Source organism: Cytobacillus sp. FSL H8-0458 (assembly GCF_038002165.1).
GTDB lineage: Bacteria > Bacillota > Bacilli > Bacillales > Cytobacillaceae > Cytobacillus.
Genome location: NZ_JBBOBR010000004.1, coordinates 16,219 through 35,792, shown reverse-complemented (window position 1 = coordinate 35,792; position 19,574 = coordinate 16,219). Strand labels below are relative to the sequence as shown.

General features: G+C 45.0%; 20 protein-coding genes and 1 pseudogene. 19 read left to right on the top strand and 2 right to left on the bottom strand.

Translation table 11 applies throughout. The features are described from left to right. Nucleotides 1–249: 249 nt before the first annotated feature. The 4 genes from rho (at nucleotide 250) to NYE23_RS24810 (ending at nucleotide 3,758) form a co-directional block, all read left to right on the top strand. Nucleotides 250–1,518 carry a transcription termination factor Rho gene (gene rho, locus NYE23_RS24825; protein ID WP_341082130.1) on the top strand — a complete coding sequence of 423 codons (1,269 nt, stop codon included), beginning with the start codon at nucleotides 250–252 and terminating at the stop codon, nucleotides 1,516–1,518. A 163-nt stretch (nucleotides 1,519–1,681) separates the two neighbouring features. Continuing rightward, nucleotides 1,682–1,894, top strand: a complete 213-nt coding sequence (gene rpmE / locus NYE23_RS24820; protein WP_009332279.1) for a 50S ribosomal protein L31 — start codon at nucleotides 1,682–1,684, stop codon at nucleotides 1,892–1,894. 200 nt (nucleotides 1,895–2,094) lie between these two features. Further along, entirely contained in the window at nucleotides 2,095–2,715 is a 621-nt protein-coding gene (locus NYE23_RS24815; RefSeq protein WP_035327985.1) for a thymidine kinase, read from the top strand. 602 nt (nucleotides 2,716–3,317) lie between these two features. Continuing rightward, nucleotides 3,318–3,758, top strand: coding sequence for a hypothetical protein (locus NYE23_RS24810; RefSeq protein WP_341082128.1), 441 nt, complete (start codon nucleotides 3,318–3,320; stop codon nucleotides 3,756–3,758). Nucleotides 3,759–3,784: 26 nt separating this feature from the next. On the opposite strand, the gene NYE23_RS24805 is transcribed toward NYE23_RS24810, so the two are convergent. Further along, entirely contained in the window at nucleotides 3,785–4,747 is a 963-nt protein-coding gene (locus NYE23_RS24805) for a DMT family transporter (RefSeq protein ID WP_341082127.1), read from the bottom strand. Between the two features lie 11 nt (nucleotides 4,748–4,758). Next, the gene (locus NYE23_RS24800) at nucleotides 4,759–5,412 is read right to left on the bottom strand and encodes a GntR family transcriptional regulator (RefSeq protein ID WP_341082126.1); all 654 of its coding nucleotides are present in this window, start codon (nucleotides 5,410–5,412) and stop codon (nucleotides 4,759–4,761) included. A gap of 203 nt (nucleotides 5,413–5,615) precedes the next feature. Here NYE23_RS24800 and prfA point away from each other — a divergent pair, with 203 nt between their 5' ends. From prfA to NYE23_RS24725, 15 genes and pseudogenes are all read left to right on the top strand, one after another. Then, nucleotides 5,616–6,689: a peptide chain release factor 1 gene (gene prfA / locus NYE23_RS24795; RefSeq protein ID WP_341082124.1), complete on the top strand. Its 1,074-nt coding sequence runs from the start codon at nucleotides 5,616–5,618 to the stop codon at nucleotides 6,687–6,689. Between the two features lie 7 nt (nucleotides 6,690–6,696). Next, nucleotides 6,697–7,551: a peptide chain release factor N(5)-glutamine methyltransferase gene (gene prmC, locus NYE23_RS24790; protein WP_341082162.1), complete on the top strand. Its 855-nt coding sequence runs from the start codon at nucleotides 6,697–6,699 to the stop codon at nucleotides 7,549–7,551. A 127-nt stretch (nucleotides 7,552–7,678) separates the two neighbouring features. Next, on the top strand, nucleotides 7,679–8,353 hold the full coding sequence (gene spoIIR / locus NYE23_RS24785; RefSeq protein WP_227888715.1) for a stage II sporulation protein R: 675 nt from the start codon (nucleotides 7,679–7,681) through the stop codon (nucleotides 8,351–8,353). Nucleotides 8,354–8,829: 476 nt separating this feature from the next. Beyond that, complete coding sequence (locus NYE23_RS24780) at nucleotides 8,830–9,210, top strand: KGG domain-containing protein (protein WP_035327974.1); 381 nt, start codon at nucleotides 8,830–8,832, stop codon at nucleotides 9,208–9,210. 224 nt (nucleotides 9,211–9,434) lie between these two features. After that, nucleotides 9,435–9,881: a GNAT family N-acetyltransferase gene (locus NYE23_RS24775; RefSeq protein WP_341082123.1), complete on the top strand. Its 447-nt coding sequence runs from the start codon at nucleotides 9,435–9,437 to the stop codon at nucleotides 9,879–9,881. Nucleotides 9,882–10,058: 177 nt separating this feature from the next. Further along, nucleotides 10,059–11,102 (top strand): L-threonylcarbamoyladenylate synthase, encoded by a 1,044-nt coding sequence (locus NYE23_RS24770; protein WP_341082122.1) that lies wholly within the window; start codon nucleotides 10,059–10,061, stop codon nucleotides 11,100–11,102. 114 nt (nucleotides 11,103–11,216) lie between these two features. Then, the gene (locus tag NYE23_RS24765) at nucleotides 11,217–11,768 is read left to right on the top strand and encodes a manganese efflux pump MntP (protein WP_341082121.1); all 552 of its coding nucleotides are present in this window, start codon (nucleotides 11,217–11,219) and stop codon (nucleotides 11,766–11,768) included. Between the two features lie 212 nt (nucleotides 11,769–11,980). Next, complete coding sequence (locus NYE23_RS24760) at nucleotides 11,981–12,421, top strand: low molecular weight protein arginine phosphatase (RefSeq protein WP_341082120.1); 441 nt, start codon at nucleotides 11,981–11,983, stop codon at nucleotides 12,419–12,421. A 16-nt stretch (nucleotides 12,422–12,437) separates the two neighbouring features. Further along, nucleotides 12,438–13,733 carry a methyl-accepting chemotaxis protein gene (locus NYE23_RS24755; RefSeq protein ID WP_341082118.1) on the top strand — a complete coding sequence of 432 codons (1,296 nt, stop codon included), beginning with the start codon at nucleotides 12,438–12,440 and terminating at the stop codon, nucleotides 13,731–13,733. Between the two features lie 103 nt (nucleotides 13,734–13,836). Next, on the top strand, nucleotides 13,837–14,277 hold the full coding sequence (gene rpiB / locus NYE23_RS24750) for a ribose 5-phosphate isomerase B (protein WP_341082117.1): 441 nt from the start codon (nucleotides 13,837–13,839) through the stop codon (nucleotides 14,275–14,277). A gap of 21 nt (nucleotides 14,278–14,298) precedes the next feature. Further along, complete coding sequence (locus NYE23_RS24745; protein ID WP_445662631.1) at nucleotides 14,299–14,865, top strand: TIGR01440 family protein; 567 nt, start codon at nucleotides 14,299–14,301, stop codon at nucleotides 14,863–14,865. A 235-nt stretch (nucleotides 14,866–15,100) separates the two neighbouring features. After that, complete coding sequence (gene glyA, locus NYE23_RS24740) at nucleotides 15,101–16,342, top strand: serine hydroxymethyltransferase (RefSeq protein WP_341082115.1); 1,242 nt, start codon at nucleotides 15,101–15,103, stop codon at nucleotides 16,340–16,342. A 270-nt stretch (nucleotides 16,343–16,612) separates the two neighbouring features. Continuing rightward, entirely contained in the window at nucleotides 16,613–17,242 is a 630-nt protein-coding gene (gene upp / locus NYE23_RS24735) for a uracil phosphoribosyltransferase (protein ID WP_035327952.1), read from the top strand. An 84-nt stretch (nucleotides 17,243–17,326) separates the two neighbouring features. Then, a pseudogene (wecB, locus tag NYE23_RS24730) lies at nucleotides 17,327–18,413 on the top strand (non-hydrolyzing UDP-N-acetylglucosamine 2-epimerase). Nucleotides 18,414–18,964: 551 nt separating this feature from the next. Beyond that, nucleotides 18,965–19,561, top strand: a complete 597-nt coding sequence (locus tag NYE23_RS24725) for a hypothetical protein (protein ID WP_222499239.1) — start codon at nucleotides 18,965–18,967, stop codon at nucleotides 19,559–19,561. The last annotated feature ends 13 nt before the right edge of the window (nucleotides 19,562–19,574 follow it).

Genomic DNA, 19,574 nt, shown 5'->3' with positions numbered 1-19,574 from the left:
GATTAATTTTCATATTAAGGGGTAAAATAGAGATTGTTTTTCATGGAATAGGATACCTCAATATTTTAACCGAAAACGGACAGCAAACCGTTCCATTCCTCGAAACCTTTAATTAGAACATAATGATAGAATCTTCAGCTATTTTCAGTGCCTCAAAGTATCTTTCCCTTTCCTTTCATATAAAGTCCAATAATTTGAACAGCTGCATATGGAGGAAATAATTGAAAATTTCAAAAGTGTGGTGTAAAAATGGGTTTAAACATTTCAAGTTTAGAAAATATGAAGCTTAAAGAGCTTTATGAACTTGCCCGTGAATATAAAGTTTCTTATTACAGCAAGTTATCGAAAAAAGAATTAATTTTTGCCATCCTGAAAGCAAGAGCAGAGCAGGAAGGCTACTTCTTCATGGAAGGTGTCCTGGAGATTATTCAGTCAGAAGGATTCGGATTCCTTCGTCCAATCAACTATTCACCAAGCTCTGAGGATATTTATATTTCCGCTTCCCAAATCCGCCGTTTCGATTTGAGAAACGGAGATAAGGTTTCAGGAAAAGTCCGTCCTCCAAAAGAAAATGAGCGTTATTTCGGCCTTCTGCAGGTTGAAGCTGTGAATGGCGATGATCCGGAATCAGCAAAAGAGCGCGTTCACTTTCCTGGTCTGACACCACTCTATCCAAACCGCCATATGAAATTGGAGACAGGTACAAGACAGCTGTCTACAAGAATTATGGATCTGCTTGCACCGGTTGGATTTGGTCAGCGCGGTCTGATTGTCGCTCCTCCAAAAGCAGGTAAGACCATGCTTTTAAAAGAAATTGCCAATAGCATTACCACCAACCACCCGGAAGCGGAACTGATCGTGCTATTGATTGACGAGCGTCCGGAAGAGGTAACAGACATCGAGCGTTCCGTTGCAGGCGATGTGGTCAGCTCTACGTTTGATGAAGTGCCGGAAAACCATATTAAAGTGGCCGAGCTCGTTCTTGAACGCGCTATGCGTCTCGTTGAGCATAAGCGTGATGTTGTAATTCTGATGGACAGTATTACAAGACTGGCTAGAGCATATAACCTGGTTATTCCTCCAAGCGGCAGAACCCTTTCCGGCGGTATTGACCCGGCGGCATTCCACCGTCCAAAGCGTTTCTTCGGTGCAGCCCGAAACATTGAAGAGGGCGGAAGCTTAACGATTCTGGCAACTGCACTCGTTGACACGGGTTCACGAATGGATGATGTTATTTACGAAGAATTCAAGGGGACAGGCAATATGGAGCTGCACCTTGACCGTTCACTGGCTGAAAGAAGAATCTTCCCGGCCATCGACATCCGCCGCTCCGGCACGCGTAAAGAGGAACTTCTTATTCAGAAGGATCACCTTGACAAGCTGTGGGCAATCCGCAAGTCCATGTCAGATTCACCGGACTTCGCCGAAAAACTTCTCCGCAAGCTGAGACAGACAAAATCGAATGAAGAATTTTTCGCTAACCTTGCTGAAGAAATGAAGGCTAAGCGTTCGCATTAATTTTTCTATTTGGGAATTCCAGGATGCATAATTCGCTTATTGCAAAAAACACATGGACTTGTTATAATGATGACAGTGTGTTTTTGAAGTTTACGGCAATTCATGATTGCCCGTAATATATAACTCTGTTTCGAATGATTCAGGGCGGAAGGAGATGAAAAGAATGAAATCAGGAATTCATCCTAACTATAAAAAAGCAATGGTGAAATGTGCTTGCGGTAACGAGTTCGAAACCGGTTCTGTTCAAGAAGAGATCCGCGTTGAAACTTGCTCTGAGTGCCATCCATTCTATACTGGACGTCAAAAATTCGCTGAAGCCGGCGGACGTGTTGACCGTTTCAATAAGAAATACGGCATTAAGTCAGAACAAAAATAATAAACAACAAAAACAGGCAAGTTAACTTTCTTGCCTGTTTTTTATTGCAAAATTAGCCGTTATGAAGAACTATTTATAGGGACCTTTTTGATTTGTAAAAAAGCACGAGTGCAAGCAAAATTAACAGCTCCGACCCTTTCTTCATAAAATAAGGAAAACAAGCCATTCTATTAGTTAGAACGAGGAAGGAGAGGCCGTTCATGTACGTTATGAATCATCACGGATGGGTGGAAGTCATTTGCGGCAGCATGTTCTCCGGCAAATCAGAAGAACTGATTCGCCGTGTGCGCAGAGCTCAGTTCGCCAAACAGCAAATCGCTGTATTTAAACCGCAGATTGATAACCGATATAGTGATGAAGCTGTCGTTTCACATAATGGAACTTCGGTCATAGCTAAACCCCTGACCCAGTCTACCGATATTTTTAAATACATTACACCTGAAACTGATTTGATTGCTATCGATGAAGTGCAATTTTTTGATGATGAAATTGTCAAAGTCATTCAGCACTTGGCCGACAGCGGACATCGTGTCATCGCTGCTGGACTTGACCAGGACTTCCGCGGGGAGCCGTTTGGCCAAATGCCTGCCATCATGGCGATAGCAGAATTGGTAACAAAGCTTCAAGCCGTCTGTGCCGTCTGCGGATCACCTGCAAGCCGTACACAGCGCCTGATCAATGGAAATCCAGCTTCATATGATGACCCGGTTATTTTAGTTGGCGCCTCAGAAGCCTATGAACCGCGCTGCCGCCATCACCATGAAGTTCCCAAATCACCCAATGTTTTAGAAAAACAGAAGACAACCGAGTTTTTATCATAAATTCATACTTAACGATCTCTCTGCCCTGGCGTGTTCCGGGCAGTTTTTTTAATTTGGGTCATTAGTGCGCAGAAGACGGAAGGTGAAATTAAAAATTTCACCATGAACGGCTCACAAAGCCGAAAAACGAAAGGGAAGCAGAGAAAAGGTCTCCATAAACGGTTCATGAAGCCGAAAAGCGGAAGGGAAGCAGAGAAAAGGTCGCCATGAGCGGCTCACGAAGCCGAGAAGTGGAAGATGAGCAGAAAAATGGTCGCCATGAACGGTTCATGAAGCCGAAAAGTGGAAGGGAAGCAGAAAAATGGTCGCCATGAGCGGCTCATGAAGCCGAGAAGTGGAAGATGAGCAGAAAAATGGTCGCCATGAACGGTTCATGAAGCCGAAAAGTGGAAGGGAGGCAGAAAAATGGTCGCCATGAGCGGCTTATGAAGCCGAAAAACGGAAGGGACGGAGAGAAAAGGTCGCCATGAGCGGCTCATGAAGCCGAAAAACGGAAGGGACGGAGAGAAAAGGTTGCCATAAACGTCACCCCAGCTTTGCCTTATTTTGGACCGCACAATCCCTCCTTATAGCGGACATGCTATAAAAAGGAGGTGTAAGAAATGAAGAAGCTTATTATTTTCCTTCTGATGCTCACATTTATGGCTGGGTGTGCCAACAATCAGGCAACTGAAAGTGAGTATGACCATGAGAGCCGGGATGGAGTTTCATTTATAAATAATAATCTGGATCGCACGGAGGACAATGATACATTGGACCGGACGAAGAGCGGTGACCAGAATCCGAACTTTATCAATTTTGACGGCAAGCGCCTGGATAATCAGGATGATATCGACCATGCCCGCAAGGTGATTGCTGCTCATGAAGGATTCCGACCTGGAGCTGTCTGGGTTAATGGAGAAGATATGTGGGTGACAGCTTATCGACGGGGCAATATGACCCATCAGGAAAAGATGGATGCTCAAGCTCAACTGCACAAAATGTTGATCAAGGCTCTTCCCCGTTATCATATTGAAGTAAAGGTTCAGGAAGACCGCACGTAAAATGCCCTGCTTACCAGGGCATTTTTTTACGCGGCTTTTCTTTTTAAAATGGCTTTGTTCGAGGTCACATAACTGTGCAGCACCATGCCAACAATGACAAGGGCCATCCCTGTTAAAGAAATTCCGGATGGCAGCGGGCTTGTCAGCAGCACCACTTCACCGAGAACTGCGAAAAGGACCTCGAGAGATTGGGTTGCTTCCACAGCCCCCAGCTTTTGCATATTGCCGCGGACGAGGTCGGTTGCGGCAAAGAACAATACCGTAGCAAAGACGCCGGAAAAAAGGGCGACTAAGCCGGACTGAGTGACCTGGCTGAAACTGGGCACTCCGCTTGTTGCCAAGGCGGCGCTTGAAAGCAGGAACCAAAATGGAAGACTGGCAATCGTCATCCCGAGCACACGCTGGTAGGCATCCAGCCGATTTTCACACACATCCATCATTTTGCGGTTGCCTAACGGGTAGGCAAAGGAGGCGATAATCAAAGGAATAATGACAAGCAGCGTATCCCGCCAAGAAATGGAGGATGCGTGCTCCACTTGCATAACCGCAACGCCAAGAAGAATAACCAGGCTCATCATCATTCCGCGAAAAGGAATTTTCCCTCTTACCTTCACCGTTCCATTTCCGGTTTGAAACGCAACGAAAAAAAGCGGTGCAAGCAGGGAACCGGAGATAATCGTAATCTGCCAGGTTCCGGCAATCAGCCAGCCGGGTCCATAGGCTGCCGCAAAACATAAAGGTGCGTAAAATAAACCAAAGCCTACAAAGCTCCATAGCAGCCATGGCCCTGGGGCCTTTTTCATTTCGATAAATAAGGGCCGCAAATTTCCCCTGAATGCCACAATGGCACCCAGCAGCGGAATCATGAAAAAATAGCGGAGCGATGCACTCCATAGCCAACTCCCGCCATCCATTTCCATTGCCCGGTTTAAAACAAAGGTAAAAGCAAAAAAGAAAGCGGAGCAAACGCCTAATAAAATGGCTTTCATACGAGTTCACCTCATTTCCCTGTTAAAAGTCCGCCAAGGCTTAGCCAGTTTTCCTCCACCAGTCTGGATGCCAGCTGCTCCTGGCCTTGCCTGCTCGCTTCCATAATCCTCTTGTGCTGTTCAACAGATTTCAGCCCATTTAATGATCCAAATTGAGCAATCTCCAGACGCTGAATTTTAGGCATAATCCTCTTTAATGCAGAGATAATTTCGGGATTATCTGCTGCAGAAAGATAAACTTCGTGGAAGGCTTCATCTGCTTTTACTGCACTAAGGATATCCTGTTCTTTCATGGCAGCCTCCAGCCTTTTATTGGCAGCTTCAAGTCTTTCAAAATCACTTGGCATTAAGCGGGGAACGCCAAGCCTTGCACCTAAAGCATGCAGGGAAGCTGCCACAGGAAAGGCGTGGCTGGCACCCTCTTCATTTAGAGGTGTTACTCGGGTTGATGAACCGGGCGTCGATACAACGAGCCCTTCATCCTCAAGCCGCTTTAAGGCTTCCCGGACAGGAGTGCGGCTGATCCCAAAGTCTTCTGCAAGCTCCTTGTCCTGAAGGCGCGAACCCGGTTCAAAATCAAGCTTGATAATATTTTTCTTAAGTGTTTCGTAAACTTCATCTCTAAGGGACAAACGTTTGATAGGTGTAATGTTTTTATTTTTCATAAAACCAATATATCGGATATCGCAAAATCTCGCAATGATTTTTCAGAAAATTCCCCGGTCAAAAGAAGGCATGAATCGTTTTGACTGTAACTTTCAGCTATACTATAATTAGAATGTTATGGAGCTACGTCTGTAAATAAATTTAACTATACTCCGTCGGGAAATCCCCCGCGGTTATTGGATAAAAATTGAGGTGAATGGCTGTGTTTGATCGTCTTCAATCTGTCGAGGACCGTTATGAAAGATTAAATGAGCTTTTGAGCGATCCGGAAATTGTCAATGATCCGAAAAAGCTTCGCGAATATTCAAAAGAACAGTCCGGTATTCAGGAAACTGTTGACACATACCGCGAATATAAAGAAGTGAAAGAGCAGTATCAGGATGCGCGTGCCATGCTTGAAGAGAAGCTGGATGCAGAAATGCGCGAAATGGTAAAAGAAGAGCTGGCTGATCTTGAGGAAAGAAAAGAGGACCTGGAAGCGCGTCTGAAAATCCTCCTCATTCCGAAAGACCCGAATGATGATAAAAACGTTATTATGGAAATCCGCGGTGCTGCCGGCGGTGATGAAGCTGCCTTATTTGCAGGTGACCTATACCGCATGTACAGCCGCTTTGCCGAGACGCAGGGCTGGAAGATCGATGTCATTGAAACCAGTTCTACTGGTGTTGGCGGTTATAAGGAAATCATCTTCATGATTAACGGAAATGGCGCGTATTCCAAGCTTAAATTTGAAAATGGAGCACACCGTGTTCAGCGTGTACCGGAGACTGAATCTGGCGGGCGCATCCATACTTCAACGGCAACGGTTGCGGTTCTTCCGGAAGCAGAAGAAGTGGAAATCGACATTCATGAAAAAGATATCCGTGTGGATACATTTGCTTCAAGCGGGCCGGGCGGACAGAGTGTTAACACGACGATGTCAGCTGTTCGTCTTACTCACTTGCCGACAGGGACAGTTGTATCCTGCCAGGATGAAAAGTCACAAATCAAGAATAAAGAAAAAGCGATGAAGGTTCTTCGTGCCCGTGTTTATGATAAGTTCCAGCAGGAAGCACAGGCGGAATATGACCAGCAGCGTAAATCAGCAGTTGGTACCGGAGACCGCTCTGAGCGTATCCGTACGTACAACTTCCCGCAAAACCGTGTAACCGATCACCGCATTGGCTTGACGATCCAAAAGCTTGATCAGATCCTTCAAGGCAAGCTTGATGAGGTTATTGACGCGCTGATCGTGGAAGAGCAATCTGCCAAGCTGGATAGTGCATCCAATGAGTAATTCAACGATGAAAGTATATGAAGCCCTCAACTGGGCTTCTTCTTTTTTAAAGACATCAAATCGTGATGAGAATGCCGGTGAGCTGCTATTGCAGCATTTTATGAAAATGAGCAGGGCAAGCTTTCTGGCTAATCTGCGCGAAGAATTAAATCCGGAGATCCTGGCTGAATTCCAAAGAGCTGTGCAGGCACACGCAGCGGGCCAGCCTGTTCAGTATATCATTGGATCTGAGGAATTTTACGGGCGCACCTTCCAGGTGAATGAAGATGTCCTTATTCCAAGGCCGGAAACAGAAGAACTGGTTTATAACGCTCTGCAGAAAATAAACAAGCTGTTTGGCACTGTAACTGGACTTGAAATGGCGGACATTGGCACCGGAAGCGGAGCGATTGCTGTTACGATGAAGCTCGAGAAACCGGAATTAAATGTTACGGCCACAGATATTTATGGGCCGACCCTTGAGCTTGCTCAAAAAAATGCAGAACAGAATGGCGCAGAAATCGAATTTTTCCAGGGAGACCTTCTCCAGCCCCTTATCTCAAAAGGAAAGAAATTTGATATCATTCTATCAAACCCTCCGTATATACCGGAAAGGGATATCGAGTGGATGTCAGATGTAGTCACCAAGCACGAGCCGCATCGTGCCCTTTTTGCAGGGGAAGAGGGACTGGATCTATACAAGCGCTTTATGGCAGAGCTGCCAGCTGTCATCAAAGACCGTGCCCTCATCGGTTTCGAGGTAGGAGCCGGCCAAAGTGAAGCAGTTTCTGCACTCCTTCAAAAGGCTTTTCCACATGCCGATATAGAAACCATCTGCGACATAAATGGCAAAGACCGGATGGTTTTTGCGGAAATCGGATGACAGGTACCACCCGAATTTTGTCGAATCTAATAAAATTAATAGAAACTAGAAAAATATTAATTTTAATAGTTTAAGAATCTGCCATCCTGTCCACACTGTGGATAGTGAAGGGATGGTGCCGGAAATGATGAACACAAAAACGATTGTGAAATTATATGTATTGATTTTATCCTTAGGAACCATTTTAAGTTTATATATACCGCAAACAGAAGTGACAGCTGATGAACCGATGGTAATACCAAATGAGGCCATCAGGCTGCGCATTCTGGCTAATAGCGATAATGAAGAGGACCAGGCGGTTAAAAGAAAAGTAAGGGACGCAGTAAATGCAGAAATCACAGAGTGGGTGGCAGAGCTGACGTCAATCGAAGATGCCCGCGAACTGATTCAGTCCAGATTGCCTGAGATTCAGAAGATTGCCGAACAAGTAGTAGCTGAAGAAGGGTCGAACCAAAGTGTAAATGCCGACTTTGGAAAAGTCAGCTTCCCGACGAAATTATACGGACAATTCTTATATCCTGCAGGCGAGTACGAAGCGATCCTTATCACTCTTGGCGAAGGAAAAGGCGCCAACTGGTGGTGTGTGCTGTTCCCTCCTCTATGCTTCCTTGACTTCTCAAACGGAGTAGCTGTAAGTGAAGGATTTGAAGAAGGAGAAAAGAAGGGAGTAGTACAAGCAGAAGAAATCGCGGCTGACACAGACTCCGAAAAAGAAACCCCTCCTGTTTACACGGAGGAAGATGAAGAACCAGTAGAAGTAAAATTCTTCTTAGTAGAAATATGGGAAAAAATATTTGGTTAAGCCCTGCTGCAGAGCGGGGTTTTTCTTTTTTTCAGCAATTTATGGTTGTGCAAGGAGTCAACTTCGGACAGTGGGAGCGGAAAAGTAGATTCAGAGTCGGAACCCGGAACACCTTCAGACACAGAAGCGAGAAAAGGCGCCCGTAGAGTCAGAACCTGGTCCAACTTCGGACAGATAAGAGCGGAAAAGAGCAGGCAGAGTCCGAACTCGAGTCAACTTCAGACACAGAAGCGAGAAAAAGCACTCGCACAGTCGGAACCCGAGCCAACTTTAGACAGAGAAGTGAGAAATAGCGCAGGCAGAGTCCGAACCCAACCCCAATCCCAACTCTTTTTAGAATTGTTTTAAAAAGTGGAAATCAAATTACAATTAAGACAAGCAGATAACATCTTCCTTTCATGCGTTTGATTCTCCTATAAACGGATATTTAAAGGAGTGTAGCAACAAAACACAAACAAAAAAGGAGATGAAAGATTATGGCTAAAAACAACAACAATAACAACGATAAAATGTCTCGTGAGGAACGAGGACGCATGGGCGGAGAAGCAACAAGCCGCAACCATGATAAGGAATTCTATCAGGAAATCGGCTCCAAAGGCGGAGAAGCAACAGCTGAAAACCATGACAAGGACTTCTACCAGGAAATAGGCAAAAAAGGCGGAGAAGCGACAGCTGAAAATCATGATAGTGAATTCTATCAGGAGATTGGCCAAAAAGGCGGAGAAGCAACAGCCGAAAATCATGACAAGGAATTCTACCAGGAAATTGGACGTAAAGGCGGAGAAGCAACAAGTGAAAATCATGACCGCGATTTCTACGAAGAAATCGGCCGAAAAGGCGGCAACTCGAACGACTAAACCTGCCGCAGAAAAAATGTATATGATAGTAATTTAAACACGGCAGCCGCATCTGACAGCTGCCGTGTTTTCTATTAACTCATATGATATGCCGATAACTGTCCAGCACAAGCAGTCTGCCCCACGAAGTGTCGGCAAGGAGCTTCCGTTTTCCTGAAAATCTAGTTCTACTTTTTCTATTTTTTCATATTCATAGATTGACAATAAGAAAATGGGGTGAAGAAATGGAAACAGGTGTAGTGAGATGTGCTCATGCTTCAGATGTGGAGAATCTGGCATCTTTTCTGGAATCGGCAAACTTAAGTACGGATGGGATAAAGGAAGCAATTGAATGTTTTTTAATTATGGAGAATGATTCCGGGGATATTAAGGCTACCCTGGGAATTGAACCCCATGGCAAGGTCGGTCTCTTGAGATCCCTTGTGATGACATCCACAGCAACTGAAAAAGATTTATTTATATTGTTTGAGCAAATATTAATGCTGGCCAGGGATCGGGGCATGGAGGCCCTGTATCTCGCATCGAATAAACGAAATTCACTGGCCTTTTTCAGCCTGCTTGGTTTCAAGGAGGAAGAAACAGGGCACTTGCCTGAAGTATTATTCGAGTCAGAGCATGTTAAACACATCCTGACTGTGGATAACTCTTTCTTTTTGAAATTATCCATGTGAATTGTGGGTATCTTGCCAAAGTTATACACAAATCCGTCTAATTTATACACAATTTGTGGATAAGACTTGAGTTATCCAGCTTCTTCTACTATACTTTCCAAAGGAATGTTCAAAAAAAATGTCGAAAACATAGGAATTTTGACAGCGAAAAAACATTTTTTATGAAGGTGGATAACAATGATTACAAAGAGATGGTCGGTGGATAACAGTGTGGATAAAGAAGATAGTTATTCACAGTGTTCACAGGCTGCCGATCTGCTGAAAAATAATGAAGTGGTCGCTTTTCCAACAGAAACCGTATATGGATTAGGCGGGAATGCGAAAAATGATGAAGCGGTCAAAAAAATATTCGAGGCGAAAGGACGTCCCAGTGATAATCCACTGATTATCCACATTGCTGATAAAGCTCAGCTGGACGCTTTTATAACGGAAATTCCGCAAAAGGCACAGACACTGATGGAACAATTTTGGCCGGGACCGCTTACGCTCATCTTTACTCATAAGGAGGGCATTCTTTCCGAATATGCCACAGCAGGTTTATCCACAGTGGCTGTGAGAATGCCGGATCATCCGGTTGCCTTGGCTCTGCTGAAGAAAACAGGTCTGCCCATTGCGGCTCCAAGTGCGAACCGGTCCGGAAGGCCAAGTCCGACAACGGCTGACCATGTCTGGGAAGATCTGAATGGAAGAATTGCCGGATTAGTGGACGGAGGTCCGACTGGTGTTGGTGTGGAATCAACCGTTGTGGATTGTACGGCTGAAGTGCCGGTGATCCTAAGGCCGGGCGGCATTACAAGAGAACAGCTTGAAGAGGTTGTGGGAGAGGTCAGCGTAGACCCGGCATTAGCGGATGAAAGCCAGGCGCCGAAATCTCCGGGTATGAAGTACCGTCACTATGCGCCGGATGCACCTCTATATTTAGTAGAAGGAACAAGAGAGGATATCCAGCAATTTGTTGAGGATAGGAAGCAGGAAGGTCTTTCAGTCGGCGTTCTGACTACAGTGGAAAACCGGGAATTCTATCATGCTGACTATGTGTATGCGTGCGGGCAGCGGGAAAAGCTTGAGACCGTGGCAAGCTCCCTCTATGAAGCATTAAGATATTTCAATACAACAGATGCTGATGTTATTTTCAGTGAGATGTTTCCGGGGGAAGGCGTGGGGCATGCCATCATGAACCGCCTGATGAAGGCAGCTGGTCACAGGGTCGTTAGCAGATAGTAAAGAAACCGTTTCGTCATTGAAGCGGTTTTTTGTTTTGTAAGAAGGCAAGGGCATTCTAAATCCGCCTGGACGTGCATATGCTGAATTAGCAAGTCCAAGGGGGGCGGGAAAATGTCTGCAATGATTGGAGAAATTTTAACACTGGCTTTAATGGCATTCGCATTGGGAATGGATGCCTTTTCAGTAGGTCTTGGCATGGGGATGTACAAACTCCGCCTCAGACAAATAGTTAAAATCGGCATCACCATTGGACTTTTCCATGTATGGATGCCTTTATTGGGAATGATAGCAGGCAGATTCCTTTCAAATACATTTGGAGCCATTGCCGGATATGCTGGCGGGGGGCTGCTCCTTTTATTAGGTGTGCAGATGATTTGGTCAAGCTTCAGGGATGATGAAGACAGCTTAATTACGCCAGTGGGCATAGGGCTGCTGATTTTTGCACTGAGCGTCAGCCTTGATAGTTTCTCAGTCGGCCTAAGCCTTGGAATCTACGGAGCTAAAACATTCCTGGTGCTCGTATTCTTCGGAGCCGGGGCGGCCCTCCTCACATGGGCCGGCCTCCTCACCGGCAGAAAAGTCCAAAGCTGGATCGGCTCCTACAGCGAAGCTCTCGGAGGCGCCATCCTCCTCGCTTTTGGGATAAAGCTTTTAATAGGGTGACAGCCACCGCCCGAATTTTGTCGAGTAACGAGTCGGGCACGCAGCCGGTGTTTAAATGTTAATATTTTGTGAAAAATGAAAAGGGTGCGAGCTGCCCTTTTTCTTTTTTTGCACGGGAGCTATAGGTGTTATAGGAAAATTGTCTTATAATGTAAGAAAAGTTTGGATAAAGTTTAATAGTTATAAACCGATATAAAAAAGGGGGAGTTTCTATGGCAAATGTATTATTTGTTTGTACGGGAAATACATGCAGAAGCCCAATGGCAGAAGCCATTTTAAAAAGCAGATCGATTCCCGGTGTGGAAGTGAAGTCGGCTGGCGTATATGCGGCAGACGGCAGTGAAGCATCCGCGAATACGAAAAGTGTGCTGGAGCAGCACGGCATTCTGCTTCAGCATCAGTCATCCAGTATAAATGAAGATTTAATAGACTGGGCGACCTATATTTTAACGATGACAGCCGGCCACAAAAATACGGTTCTGTCCATGTTTCCTGGCGCAGAGGGCAAAACCTTCACATTAAAAGAGTTTGCCGGAGCTGCGGGAGATATAATTGATCCATATGGGGGGCCGGTTGAGATATATAGAAGCACATTTAAGGAATTGACAGAAGCGATTGAACAAATTTTGGATCGTGTCAAGAGAGAAGATTAATCAGGGGGACAACATAATGGGGGAGAAAAAGGGCTATAAATTCGGCCTTAGGAAAAAGCTCGTATTATTCATCACATCGCTGGCCATCATTACATACACGACAAGTGCTATATTTCTTTACTTTTTATTTCCGAGCATTGAAGAGATGCTACCATTTGGAGAGGCAGTTTTTACTATTTTAACCTTAGGAATGGGGATTTTCTGGTCAGGTGTTCTTGCCTTTTTTGCTGCAGGCTTTATTATCAAACCATTGCAGAAGCTTGAAAAAACGGCCCTCATGGCCGCCAATGGGGATATCGGCCAGGATGCAGAGCTTTCCAAATCAGATGATGAGATCCGTTCATTGGGGATTGCGTTCAACCATATGCTTTTCAATTTAAGAGATATGGTTCAAAAGATTGAAGAGAACTTTCGGGAAACAAATGAAAAAGTCATTGCCATGTCTTCCGAGTCCTCAGCAGCTGCAGAGCAGGCAGATGCGATTGCCAGAACCATCAGTGAGATTTCCCAGGGAGCAGATAGTTCTGCCGTTTCTATTCAATCAACTGCTGAATCTATGGAAGATGTCCTGCGCATTGCTCAGGAAGTCCAAGATAAAGCAAAAGCTTCACAAAATGTTTCCGGTGAAATGGTTCAGGACCTGATGGAATCAAAGAAAGTGATCCATTCGCTTATTTCCGGCATAGAAAAACTGGCCCAGGATAATGAGGAATCACTTCAGACAGTAAAGCGTCTTGAGCAAAATGCCGTAAAGGTAGAGCAGATTATACAGCTTGTCGGTGACATTGCAGCACAGACAAACCTTCTTGCTTTAAATGCCTCCATTGAAGCAGCCCGTGCGGGGGACCATGGCAAAGGGTTTGCCGTGGTCGCTGAAGAAGTGCGGAAACTTGCAGATGAAAGTGCGCAGGCAGTCCAAGGCATCTCAGAACTGATAAAAAACATTCAGGAAGAGGTCCGCAATGTTGTCACGCAAATCTCTTATCAGGTGGAGACTGCTAATAATGAAGTGAAAAAAGGCACGAAAACAAATGAAGTGATAGAGGAAATGGCGAAAGTGGTCAATGAAATGGCTGCTTCAGTGTCTGCCATTTCGGGGCTGGTGGATAACCAGATGGAAGGCATACAGCATACATCCACTCAATCCCAGGAAGTAGCGGCTATTGCTGAAGAAACATCAGCAGGCGCCCAGGAGGTTTCAGCTGCCACTCAGCACCAGACAGCTGTAATCGGCAATGTGGAAAAGCTCGCCGTCGAACTAAAAGAGCAGGCAGAAAAATTAAATAGCACCATTACTAAATTTAAATTATAAGGGAGCCCAAAATGCGGCTCCCTTTCTTTATATTTTCAAGGTTTTGTGTCAAAATAAGAGAATAATGTCAAAATAAAACGGCTTCAAATTGGAGGGTTTCATTATGAAAATTGCAATCGCATCAGACCATGGGGGACTTAATCTCCGCGAAGAAATAAAAAACCTGATGGATGAAATGGGCATTGAATATGAAGATTTCGGCTGTGAATGCGAAACTTCGGTAGATTATCCGGATTATGCATTGCCTGTTGCCGAAAAGGTAGCGGAAGGCGAATTCGATAAAGGCATTCTGATCTGCGGAACTGGAATTGGCATGAGCATCTCTGCCAACAAAGTAAAGGGAATCCGCTGTGCACTTGTGCATGATGTATTCAGTGCAAAAGCAACCCGTGAACATAATGACAGCAACATCCTCGCTATGGGTGAACGAGTGATAGGCCCAGGCCTGGCACGTGAAATTGCAAAAGTATGGCTTTCAACAGATTTTGAAGGCGGCCGCCATGAAAACCGTGTCGGAAAGATTACTGCTTACGAAACGAAATAAACTTTCGAAAGGGTGAGCTTTTTGATCGATCAATGGAAAAAAGAATTCGATGCAATCATATGTGAATTCAGCGAACAGGTTCCTTTAAGTGAAAAGCATCTTCTTGTAGTGGGCTGCAGCACAAGTGAAGTCGCCGGGAAAAGAATAGGCACAGCCGGAACGGAACAAGTGGCTGAAATGATTTTTGAGCGTCTGGACAAGCTCCGCCAGGACACCGGGACTGCTCTGGCTTTTCAATGCTGCGAACATTTGAACAGGGCATTGGTCGTTGAGCGGGCTGTCACCGAAGCAAAAAACCTGGATGAAGTGGCCGTCATTCCTCACCGCAAGGCCGGCGGCGCGATGGCGACATATGCCTATGAACACTTCAAAGATCCCGTCATGGTCGAGTTTATCAAGGCAGATGCCGGCATTGATATCGGCGACACACTGATCGGCATGCATCTGAAGCATGTAGCTGTTCCAATCAGGACCTCCCAAAAATCAGTCGGCGCGGCACACGTCACCATGGCCAAAACCAGGCCGAAACTCATTGGCGGGGCCCGGGCAATTTATGAACGAAATATGGAAAACGAATCTTGCAAATGATTTAATATTAATTTGCTGCCCCAATCGACTCGTGATTGGGGCTTTAATCATCCCGGCTGGATTGGGTGACAGGTACCTATACCACTTCATCAAAATGGTATAGGTGCCTGTCACTTTTTCAGAAAACATGCTAAAATAAAAAAGAATTTTCACAAAAAGATCGATACATAGAAATGGCAAGCCCACAGAGGCTGGCCTTCATTAAAAAGTGTGTTGGAGAAAAGGGAGGATTCTTATGAAGCATTTAGCACAGCAGGATGAGCAGGTTTTCAAGTCAATTCAAGAAGAATTAGGACGCCAGAGAACAAAGATTGAATTAATCGCTTCTGAAAACTTTGTCAGTGAAGCGGTAATGGAAGCACAGGGTTCTGTTTTGACCAACAAGTATGCAGAAGGCTATCCGGGCCGCCGCTATTATGGCGGATGTGAGCATGTGGATGTAGTCGAAGATTTAGCCCGTGACCGTGCGAAAGAAATTTTTGGTGCAGAGCATGTGAACGTACAGCCGCATTCAGGTGCACAGGCAAACATGGCCGTATACTTCACTGTTTTAGAGCAGGGAGATACTGTTCTTGGCATGAATCTATCCCATGGCGGACATTTAACTCATGGCAGCCCTGTTAACTTCAGCGGCGTGCAGTACAATTTCGTTGAATATGGCGTGGATAAAGAAACACACCGCATTGATTACGAAGATGTCCTTGAAAAAGCCCGCACGTCTAAGCCGAAATTAATCGTAGCGGGTGCAAGTGCCTATCCGCGTGAAATTGACTTCAAGCGTTTCCGTGAGATTGCCGATGAAGTAGGTGCCATGCTGATGGTTGATATGGCTCATATTGCAGGACTTGTAGCTGCTGGGCTTCATCAGAATCCTGTTCCGTTCGCGGACTTTGTTACAACTACTACTCACAAGACATTGCGCGGACCGCGCGGCGGCATGATTCTCTGCAAAGAAGAATACGCGAAGAAAATTGATAAATCTATTTTCCCTGGAATCCAGGGCGGTCCTTTAATGCACGTCATTGCGGCAAAAGCAGTTGCCTTCGGCGAAGCGCTTCAGGAAGATTTCAAAAACTATGCAGGCAATATCATTTCGAATGCAAAAAAATTGGCTGAAGCATTGCAGGCTGAAGGAATTGACCTTGTATCACAGGGTACAGACAACCATTTGCTGCTGGTTGATCTCCGCTCCCTTGGCCTAACTGGGAAAGTAGCTGAGAAAGTACTTGATGAGGTCGGCATTACAGTCAACAAAAACACGATCCCTTTCGATCCGGAAAGCCCATTCGTGACAAGCGGTATCCGTATTGGTACAGCGGCCGTTACGTCCCGCGGATTTGGCGAAAAAGAAATGCAGGAAATTGCATCCATCATCGCCTTTACACTGAAAAATCATGAAGATGAAGGAAAGCTTCAAGAAGCTGCGCAGCGCGTAGAAGCCCTAACAGGCAGCTTCACTTTATATCCTGAATATTAATCATCAGCCGGTCTCAGCTTGAGGCCGGCTTTTGTGTGGCAATATAAGAAAATTTTGGACTTAGAGAAACTGTCTGGCTTCAGGCGCCAACGGCTACCGGTGCTAAGCAAATTCATCGATGTCGCCAATAAACTCTCGACTTCCGCTTTTCTTATTAATAATGACTTTTCTTTTACAAATACGAATCATAGTTGCCGATGGAATTGTTTTTCTGTAAAATTAGACGAAGTGTGGTTCGACCAATCTGCATAATGAAAAGGAGAGATACTCATGGCAAAGGTTTACGTATTTGATCATCCATTAATTCAGCATAAGCTTACATACATTCGTGAAAAGAGTACAGGAACAAAGGAATTCCGTGAGCTTGTCGATGAAGTGGCAACACTGATGGCATTCGAAATTACCCGTGATATGCCTTTAGAAGAAATCACAATTGATACACCAGTCAGCACGATGAAGTCCAATGTGCTTGCAGGTAAAAAGATAGGGATCATCCCAATTCTGCGCGCGGGAATTGGAATGGTTGACGGCATCCTGAAGCTGATTCCAGCTGCAAAAGTGGGCCATATCGGTTTGTACCGCGACCCGGAAACCCTGCAGCCGGTTGAATACTATGTAAAGCTTCCAAGTGATGTGGAAGAAAGAGATTTCATCGTAGTTGACCCTATGCTTGCAACGGGCGGCTCTGCAGTTGAAGCAATCCACTCTCTCAAAAAGCGCGGAGGCAAAAACATTAAATTCATGTGCCTAATTGCCGCTCCTGAAGGCGTAGAAGCTGTGAAAGAAGCTCACCCTGACGTTGATATCTATATCGCAGCATTAGACGAAAAATTGAACGAAAAAGGCTATATTGTTCCTGGCCTTGGCGATGCAGGCGACCGTTTATTCGGAACGAAATAATTCCTTTTTGAAGCACCTTATCCCCTTTTTAATCATAGAAAGATAAGAGGTATTTATCTTTTATGTAAGGGGAAGGTGCTTTAAATGTTTTCCTCAATAAGAGTAATGACAATTTTCGGGACAAGGCCGGAAGCCATTAAAATGGCCCCTCTTGTTCTTGAACTTCAAAAACACCCTGAGCATTTTGAATCGATTGTGACCGTGACGGCACAGCATCGCGAAATGCTTGATCAGGTATTAAATATTTTTTAAGGTCACACCCGATTATGACCTGAATATCATGAAAGACCGCCAGACACTGGTAGACGTGACTACACGCGGACTTGAGGGTGTTGATAAGATCATGAAGGAAGTAAAGCCGGATATCGTGCTTGTTCACGGTGATACCACTACAACGTTTATTGCAAGCCTTGCCGCTTTCTATAACCAGATTGTCGTCGGCCATGTGGAAGCGGGACTGCGCACCTGGAATAAATACTCTCCATTCCCTGAGGAAATGAACCGCCAGCTAACAGGTGTCATGGCTGATCTGCACTTCTCGCCAACATCGAAGTCAGCGGAAAACCTCTTAAATGAGAATAAAGAGAACAACAGTATTTTCATCACCGGAAACACGGCAATCGATGCGCTTAAAACAACGGATAAAGATACGTAGCATCATGAAGTCCTTGAGTAAATCGGTGATGACCGCCTAGTGCTTCTGACAGCACACCGCCGTGAAAACCTGGGCGAACCGATGCGCAACATGTTCAAGGCTATTAAAAGGCTGGTGCAAGAACAGAAAGATATACAAGTCGTATATCCCGTTCATATGAACCCTGCTGTACGGGAGATTGCATCAGAAATCCATGGCAGCGATAGCCGCATTAACCTAATTGAGCCGCTTGACGTCATAGATTTCCATAACTTTGCTTCAAGAGCTCATCTGATTCTGACCGATACAGGCGGAGTTCAGGAAGAAGCACCATCACTTGGTGTGCCTGTCCTTGTTCTGCATGATACAACGGAAAGGCCTGAAGGAATTGAAGCAGGAACCCTTAAGCTTGCCGGCATTGAGGAACAGCCAATTTACGAACTGGCAACGGAGCTTCTGACTGATGGGGCAGTTTACGTAAAAATGGCTAAAGCTGTAAACCCATATGGAGACGGAAATGCTTCCAGGAGAATTTGAGATGCGATCCGCTACCATTTTAAACAGACGAATGATCGTCTAAGAATATAAACCGCAAAACTAAAAGAAATGCACCTCTCTTAAATCGAGGTGCATTTTTCTGTTCTTTTTTCAAAAAGGGGAGGGGAGGAGCGGGTCTCACTATCTGAAAAGCAACATGGTTGATATGTTGGTGGTTGGATGGTTGATGATGAGCGGGGAAATCTATTTAATTTTTATGTTAAAAGTCTCTTTCCCCGTAAAGCTGGAAAAGTTATGATAGAGTATAGAAGAAAAGGAAGGCAGATCCGAATAGAATTAGTAAGCGGTTAACATGTTGATGGTTGGATGGTTATATGCAAAATGTTGATATATCAATATTTCATGATGAATAAAAGTGGTCAAATTGCGTAATCATGGTTGGAGAAAAGGCGGGATAGATGACATCATTAAAGGAGCATTTACCGTAAAAATGACCATGGTGGTTTTGTTGGCGGTTAGGTGGTTAGTCATGGGTAATACCTGGCGGGAGCTGGGTGATCGGCAAGATACCAAGAAAGGTGCTGAGGACGTTGGCAAATCAGTATTTGACAATGAAGGAGCTTAAAGAGGCACTTCCGGACATACCTGAGAATAGCTTAAAGCGTTATTTGCAGGAGCATGCAGAATACATAAATTATCGGAAGGAACATAATCGCTATAAAATCCAGGCTTCCGAAATTGAAAAGCTTAAATTTATCCGGAAATTATATTCAGATGGGCTGAAAAAAGAGGAAGTCACAGCAAAGCTTGAGGATGCGGGAATTCCGGTCATCATTACAGTGGAGGATGAGGAAGAAAGCAGCTCTACCTCGCTTATGAATGTGAATTCCGAACTGACAGATATGAAAAAGCTTGTCAGCTTCCTTGTGCAGCAAAACGAGCAATCCCGTCTTACCCAGAATAAAATCAGGGAACAAAATAAACAGCTGATACATGAGGTGCACGAGCTCAAACTCACAATTGAAGATTTAAGAAATGCCCATGCACAAGGCTATGAAAAAGAAAGCGAAAAAGTTACTTCTCTGTATGAAAAATTGATGGCGACTCAAAAGTCTGTAGAAGAAGTAGCCGGTGCCTTAGAGGCTGAAAAAAGCAAAAGCATCTGGCAGAAGATTTTTGGAAAGTAAAGGAATGCCCGAT